The sequence below is a fragment of the Lentilactobacillus parafarraginis DSM 18390 = JCM 14109 genome (assembly GCF_001435895.1).
GTDB classification, from domain to species: Bacteria; Bacillota; Bacilli; order Lactobacillales; family Lactobacillaceae; genus Lentilactobacillus; species Lentilactobacillus parafarraginis.
On record NZ_AZFZ01000083.1, the window covers coordinates 1 to 7,344 of the forward strand.

Genomic DNA, 7,344 nt, shown 5'->3' on the forward strand with positions numbered 1-7,344 from the left:
TTTTCATCCAACTATGGGGGTTCACTTCAGAATTGTGATTTCTTTTTATTACACGCTGATTATTATTACCAATTATGAGATGCAGTCTTATAAGTCATTTAACTGCGGAAATAAGAATTCAAGCACATCTGCAGTTACTCTATGCTTTTGGCCCTTATAAGGGTAACAGTGCATATCCATCATTGGATTATAGTTGGCCTCAATAATCGAATAGGACTCATGATCAGAAACGGGTACTGATCTATCAGGAATAATCAAATCAATTCCGCATATTTTTGCACCTAAACATTTTACAGCAGCAGCAGCTTTTTCTTTGTAGGTAAAATCAATTTGATCAGTTACATCAACAGAGTCCCCACCAGAACTAATATTCGAATTTTTCCTAAGATAGATACGCTGACCACTCATCGGAATTGAATCAACCGTAAACTGCTGACTTTTTAATGTCATTTGTTCGACCATCCCTAAAGAAATCTTAGTAAGCGGTGTTCGATCATTCAAACCACGCAAGACGCTCTGATTTTTGATTGCAACTAATTGTTTTACCGTATGGTGTCCATCACCAGTAACATTAGCGGGAATTCGTAATAAGACCGCTTTTACCTTATCATCAATTACTAAAAACCGATACTCAGGTCCAGCAATGAAGCTCTCAACTAGTACGGTCGAACACTCGGCAAATGCGCGTCGAATCGCTTGCGAATAATCAACCAGCGATGGAGAAAGTTTAAACACGGTAACACCTCTACCGTAATTAGCCGACTGCGGCTTGATCACAATTGGATTGCCCATAAATCTCGGATAAGCCGCTAAAGCCATATTTATGCTAATAAATTCAACTCCGGCTGGAGCATTAAAACCTGACGTGGTCAAAATTTTTTTGGTAGCTGTCTTATTCTTCATGATCAGCGGCACAATATAACTATCTCGGCTTGTCATATTTCCATTCTTGACATATTCAATTTGGTGACTCAACTGTAGCTTTAATAACTGATCATTTTCATCGATCACATCTACTGTAATACCTTTTTGAATGGCATCAAACATTAAAATTTGTGTTGATAGTTCCATATTAGTAAAACCATTTAGCTGATATGGAATCTGCGTAATAACCTTACGATTCTCTAATCCGTTGGCTGTTGCAAAAACTGATTGGTTAATAGTCATTATTTGCTTCACCATTCGGCCACTAATCGTTTTTGCAACATCTGTCAATCCATTTTTGGCCTGCTGTAGTACCCTTTCATAGCCTTTTAAATCCAACTGTTGTGCCATTCTTTTCATTAAATCAATTATTTTAAGGCCGTTTGTTCGATAACGAGTTGGCGTCAATGGTGACTCAAGTGCCACCTCATTATTGATTTGATCACCGGCCATTATCCAATCATTACTAGTTTCCTTTTCGTCCGTCCAAAGCATGAACAACATAAATAGTTCCAGAAATACGATTTGATTTTCACTAACCCCATAACGTTCAAACGGATTGATATCAATATTCCTTAATTCCAAATAATCAACGCTCGCTTGTTGGTCAATTGTCTGTTCGCTTCTACGTAACCTAATTGGTGAATAGAACTCTTTTTCCTTAATCAAATGACCTTCACGTATTTGCGTTTCTATATCGGCGAAATAAGTTTGTAAAGATTCAAATGATACTTGAACATTGTTTTTATTACAATAGCCAAACTTACTATTTCTGATACTCCGTACTTCCGTTTGTGGTTGCTCATCATTTGATTCAAAATAATTGGATTCAGCAACAGGACTGGCACCAAATAGATAGGTAATTAACCAGCGGTAATGAAGGTAGTTACGCGCCGTTTTAAGATAGAGTATATTTTTAAAGCATTTAAAATCAGTTACCTCACTTTGGTGCTGATACAGTTCTTCGACCAATACAGTTGGAAATTCAAAGTTAAAATGTAGCCCACTAATCATCTGTTTACGTCGACCATATATTCTAGCCAAGTAGCGGCGATATAAAACACCTTGAAAATCAGGCAATTTGGCTAACTTAATCTCATCATCGCGGATTGGAAGCTCCGGTGGCATACTGAGTGGCCACAACATTTCATTTGCTGGCATTGATTGATAGGTAACATCATGTAAAGCAGCTAACCAACGAAATAAATCATTCACTGTATTCACTACTGGCGTTACAATTTCTAATTGAGTCTCAGCAAAATCGGTACGGATATAAGGATGGAATTGGCGGCTACCAAGTACGTTTGGATGATTTGTAACGGCTAATTTTCCGTTCAGGCTTACGCGTTGACTTTCTCGTTCCACACCAATTCTTGAATGTGATATTGCGGCTATGTTTTGCGCCTGCTGCAATAATTCGCTAAAAATCATACACTACTCGCTTCTCTCTTTTTCTAATTTTATTTTTAGAAATGTTGCATCACATTTTCCACTTGACTCCATTGCGCCTCGACTTCTTGATTCTGTTTAGCCAAACTATTATAGGTTTCAACACTTATTGCACCAACGGCCGCAAGCGCTATTAAAATCACGCCTAAGCTAATCCACCAGGTTCTAAATCTTCGCGATTGCATTTTTCTCATCCTCTCAAAAATACGCTAAGTTATTTTTAACGAAGTTCTAGAAAATCTAAATGATCTAACCATGTTTATAGACCATTCAATAAAAGGATTCCAACAAATACAGCTATAACAGTATAGACAACTGCGACCACTACAGTCAGCACCGTTGCTTTTTTTGAATTTTGATTTTCCACTTTGTATCCTCCAATTTACGCAGTTACCGTAGTTAATTTGGTTCTATTGAGCATCAATGAACTGGCAACAACTGATAATGAACTTAATGCCATTCCTAGACCGGCTAATTCTGGACTCAAGATCAGCCCTAGTCCAGGGGATACCTAATGAGTTATAAATGAACGCCCAAAACAGATTTAACTTAATTCGATTAAACGTTTTTTGACTCAACTCGAGTGCATTGACAACATCTAACAGATTATTCTTAACTAAGATAATGCCACCAGATTCAATTGCAATATCCGTACCAGAACCCATGGCAATGCCGACATCAGCGGTTGTTAATGCTGGCGCATCGTTAATACCATCACCAACAAAGGCTACTGGTGCTTGTTGTTGAAGTTGTTTAACGTGATCAGCCTTCCTTTTTTTATAAAAATTAATTTTATTCGGTCATACGACAACCATCTTTTTATTAAACAAGCAATTACAGTTAATTACGTTGAAGCATTTATAAGCTTTTCCATTGTGACCGTCAATTTCATTCAGGTTCATCACTCCCTTGTGTTTACACTTGTAAACGATGCAAATATCATACCTCTTAAGTTTACAAATGTAAACACAAAAAGCAAAAAAATTTATTCTGTTGTAAAGCCCTGGTCAATTCAAGAAACTTTACCAAATTCTGCAGTATATAATTTACCAAATAATGACAATCGCTCACGCTTCCGCTGTTTTGATGGTACAAAAACACCGATATCCTCAATACTGAATCCCGTAACCAGGCTTTGTTCATTAAACACAATCGGGTTCTTTAAAATTTTGGGGTGCTGATATACCGCAATCACTAATTGATTAAATGTTAGACCCTTATCAAAAACGTGTTCTTGAACAGCCTTAGAACGTATTGCAATCAAATCATCGCTACCATTATCGGATAGCAAAAACAAGTGCCTAATTTCCAATTCAGTTAATCGCTTTTGCATAATATTACGGATCTGTACATCAATTTTTTGATCATGAAACCAATCGAGCATTTTTCGTTTTGCCGGATCACTAGTATGAAAATACAGATTAATCATAATTTAGCCTCGCTTTCTTTTACATTATTAATTAATCAATTAAATAATTAGAAGCTTTTTGCTGTTTCCGTCGATAAACAAAGATACTGAGCATCACAATGAAAACAATCAATGATAATAATTGTGACACACGTACTTGGCCAAATAGATACAAGCTATCAGTTCGCATTCCTTCAACAAAAAATCGACCAAATGAATACCAAATCGCATAACTTAACGCAATTTCTCCCCGTTTAAACAGACCTCTTTTATGCCGTAAACTAAGGAGTAAGATCAAGCCAACAAAATTCCATACTGATTCATATAAAAAAGTTGGTTGATGATATGCACCGCCAATGTACATCTGTTGCACGATAAAGTTAGGCAAGTGTAACTGCTGCAAAAAACTGCGTGAAACAGCAGACCCAAAGGCCTCCTGGTTAACAAAGTTACCCCATCTTCCAATAACTTGACCTAACATAATGCCTGGCGTAACAACATCTAGGACCTGCCAAACTGATAAGCTACGCTGCCGACAGAAGACGATCAATGTAATCCCACCAGCAATTAGGCCACCATAAATGGCAATACCCCCTTGCCAAATCGCAATGATCTCATTTAAATGTTGTGAATAATACTGCCATTCAAAAATGACATAATAGATTCGTGCGCCAATAAATCCAATTGGCAATGCCCAGAATACTAAATCATAAATGTCATCTGCAGAAATCCTTTGTCGCTTAGTTTCGTTAATTGCAAGCAGCACACCAAGTACTGCCCCACTTGCAATAATAATACCGTACCAATGAACCAGAAAAGGTCCTAATTTAAACGCGATCGGGTTTAGTGCTCCCATATGATCATTCCCTCCTAATTATTCAATGGTAGTTTAACTGTAAAAATAGTCCCAACACCTAATTCACTGTCCACAGAAACTGAGCCACCATGAGCCACCACGATTGCTTTAACAATTGCTAAACCAATCCCTTGGCCGCCTTGTTGGCGATTTCGTGCTGGATCAGCCATATAGAAATGATCAAATACATGTGGGACATCCTTTTCTGCAATTCCACTACCGTTGTCTTCAATAGTTAAAACAACATTATCTGCTACACGTTTTAACTTAATTATTATTTTGCCCTTTGTTTGTGTAAATTTTATGGCGTTTGACAATAAATTGGTAATAACCTGATTTATTTTATTTGGGTCAATTGCAACGATGATTTTTTCCGTCTGGTAATCAAGCGTTATTCTTTTCTCCTCAAGATTACTTTGAAAATTATTTAAAACCTGCTGTATCAATTTACTAAGATCAGTATCAACTTTGATTAACTTATCCTCGCGATGTTCAATTGAAGCAATATTTTCAATATTATTGATCAAGTGGGTCAACCGTATAACTTCATCATTTAAACTAACCAATCTTGCCTCATCAATTGGCCAGATTCCATCGATCATCGCTTCTAGCGAACCCTGAATCGTTGTTAATGGCGTGCGTAATTCATGAGCAATATCGGAAGACAAACGCTCCCGTAGCGCCTGATTCTTGGATAACTGGCGTGAAAGTTCGTTAGTTACATTTACTAGCGCATTTACCTCTACGATTTGTGTTTGTTGCGGTAACTGGTTTCGATAATCCCCAGACGCTACCGCCTGAGTAAAGGATACAATTTGTCGTAACGGTCTACTTAGATCACGAGCTATCCATACTGCAATGACTATTGCAACTAAAAATACAAAGATTGAAATACCGGCCAAACCAATTCGTAAATCATTGATAAATGCGACATCATGTCGTGTATACCCTAAAGCATCATTATGTGAGAATTGTACTAGGGCGACTTTTTTGGAATTAATCTTGATAGCTCCATTTTTTTTGTTCATACTATCTATATTTTTGGTATTAGTAGCCCTATGTAACAAGGTTTGACTTGGTTCCCATATTATTTTATTGTCAGTATTTTTCAAAACCAAAATAAGACCATCTTGCAATGCTCTAACACCGATCTTTTTAACTTTGGCCGGTTTCCAAGTACCATTGTTGATCAGATAACTAACCTTTAATTCGTTTTTATATGCGGTGAGCGTTGTATCATGTTTTTTCTGCACATATTTGTCAAAATGATCACTAACTAAACTCATGGTCATTAAACTAATTGAACCTACGATCAATAACACCAAAAATATAAAAGAGATTATTAGCTGTGTCCGAATCTGTCGTTTCATTCATCTTTACTCCCACCAAAACGGTAGCCTCGGCCATGAACCGTTATTATATAAACCGGCTTAGTATTATCACTTTCAATTTTTCGTCGTAAATTTTTAATATGAGAATCAATCATCCGATCTAGTCCGTCATAGTCAATTCCTCTAGTTAAATCGATTAACTGTTCACGGGTAAATATTTGTCGATAATAGTTCGCCATTGTTGCAAGAATATCATATTCTGTATGCGTCAGTGCAATCTCCATATCATGGACAAAAACTTGTTGCGATTCTAATTTGATTTTTAACTGTCCATTGTTAAAGGAGAGAACTTTTTCCGCTTGTTCTTCTGTGACACGTCGTAGTACGGTTTTTATCCGTTCTACTACCACTCGTGGACTAAAAGGCTTAACTACATAGTCATCGGCGCCAGATTGCAATCCGTTAACAATACTTTCATCACTTGATTTTGCCGTCAACATAATTATCGGTGTTTTACTATCTTGCCGTATTCTTCTGGTCACTTCATTACCATCTAAATCTGGTAGCATAAGATCAAGCACCACCAGGTTAGGCTGCCATTTATAAAACTTGGTCAAAGCTTCCGTTCCCGAGTAGGCCACCTCAACTTCAAATTTTTGTGCGATTAAATAGGCGGTAACTATATCTACAATTTTCTTTTCATCATCGACAACTAAAATTTTAGTCAAATTTTTTCATCTCCATATATTTTGCACATAATCTCCATACATCTCTGGCATAATTATCAAAAAGAAAAAGAAGTGAACAAATATGTGGATGCTAGCAACAATTCTTCTAATTATCTTCTGCCCACTGCTACTATTCATCATGATGCTGGGTTTAATTCCACCACAACAACTTGACAGCATTAAGCAGACTTGGCGTAATTTCATTAAGCGAATTAAGTGACCGTTACGGCACAACTTGAATTTGGCCCATCATTCCGGTCTCTTCATGTTCAAGATTATGGCAATGATACATAAAAACCCCAGGTTGCGTGAATTTAATCATAATTTTATATTGGTTCCCCGGTCTTGTCATAATTGTGTCTTTCCTCCCTTGCATGTTACTTGCGGGTGTGTTGCCATTAACGCTCAATAACCGAAACTGAACGCCATGGATGTGAAAAGGGTGGATCTCACCCATCATATTATCCTTGTTACTAATCTTCCAAATTTGTGCCGTATTTTGTTTTACCTTTATATCAATTCGTTTCATTGAAAACTGCTTATTATTGATGCTTACCATATGTCCCATACCAGATAAGGTGATGTTTTGAACAACTTTTCGATTGAAATTATTGACCTCTTGGTTACCTGGTGGTGATGGCTTTCTTG

General features: G+C 37.0%; 6 protein-coding genes and 2 pseudogenes. All 8 read right to left on the reverse strand.

Going from position 1 to position 7,344, the window contains the following annotated elements; all coding sequences use genetic code 11:
• Positions 1–87: 87 nt before the first annotated feature.
• Positions 88–2,355, reverse strand: coding sequence for a bifunctional glutamate--cysteine ligase GshA/glutathione synthetase GshB (gene gshAB, locus FD47_RS12960; RefSeq protein ID WP_054736342.1), 2,268 nt, complete (start codon positions 2,353–2,355; stop codon positions 88–90).
• A 44-nt stretch (positions 2,356–2,399) separates the two neighbouring features.
• Positions 2,400–2,558, reverse strand: a pseudogene (locus FD47_RS15120) (LemA family protein); the annotation flags it as partial.
• 197 nt (positions 2,559–2,755) lie between these two features.
• Positions 2,756–3,143, reverse strand: a pseudogene (locus FD47_RS12965) (HAD-IC family P-type ATPase); the annotation flags it as partial.
• A gap of 242 nt (positions 3,144–3,385) precedes the next feature.
• Positions 3,386–3,802, reverse strand: coding sequence for an ArsC/Spx/MgsR family protein (locus FD47_RS12970; protein ID WP_003678287.1), 417 nt, complete (start codon positions 3,800–3,802; stop codon positions 3,386–3,388).
• A 31-nt stretch (positions 3,803–3,833) separates the two neighbouring features.
• Positions 3,834–4,637, reverse strand: coding sequence for a prolipoprotein diacylglyceryl transferase (gene lgt, locus FD47_RS12975; protein ID WP_035181252.1), 804 nt, complete (start codon positions 4,635–4,637; stop codon positions 3,834–3,836).
• A gap of 14 nt (positions 4,638–4,651) precedes the next feature.
• Positions 4,652–6,007, reverse strand: coding sequence for a sensor histidine kinase (locus tag FD47_RS12980; protein ID WP_225352993.1), 1,356 nt, complete (start codon positions 6,005–6,007; stop codon positions 4,652–4,654).
• Positions 6,004–6,696, reverse strand: a complete 693-nt coding sequence (locus tag FD47_RS12985; RefSeq protein ID WP_003678293.1) for a response regulator transcription factor — start codon at positions 6,694–6,696, stop codon at positions 6,004–6,006. The genes FD47_RS12980 and FD47_RS12985 overlap by 4 nt, the downstream gene beginning before the upstream one ends.
• 223 nt (positions 6,697–6,919) lie before the next feature.
• The coding region (locus tag FD47_RS12990; RefSeq protein ID WP_156404155.1) for a multicopper oxidase domain-containing protein at positions 6,920–7,344 on the reverse strand (425 nt) is incomplete at its 5' end.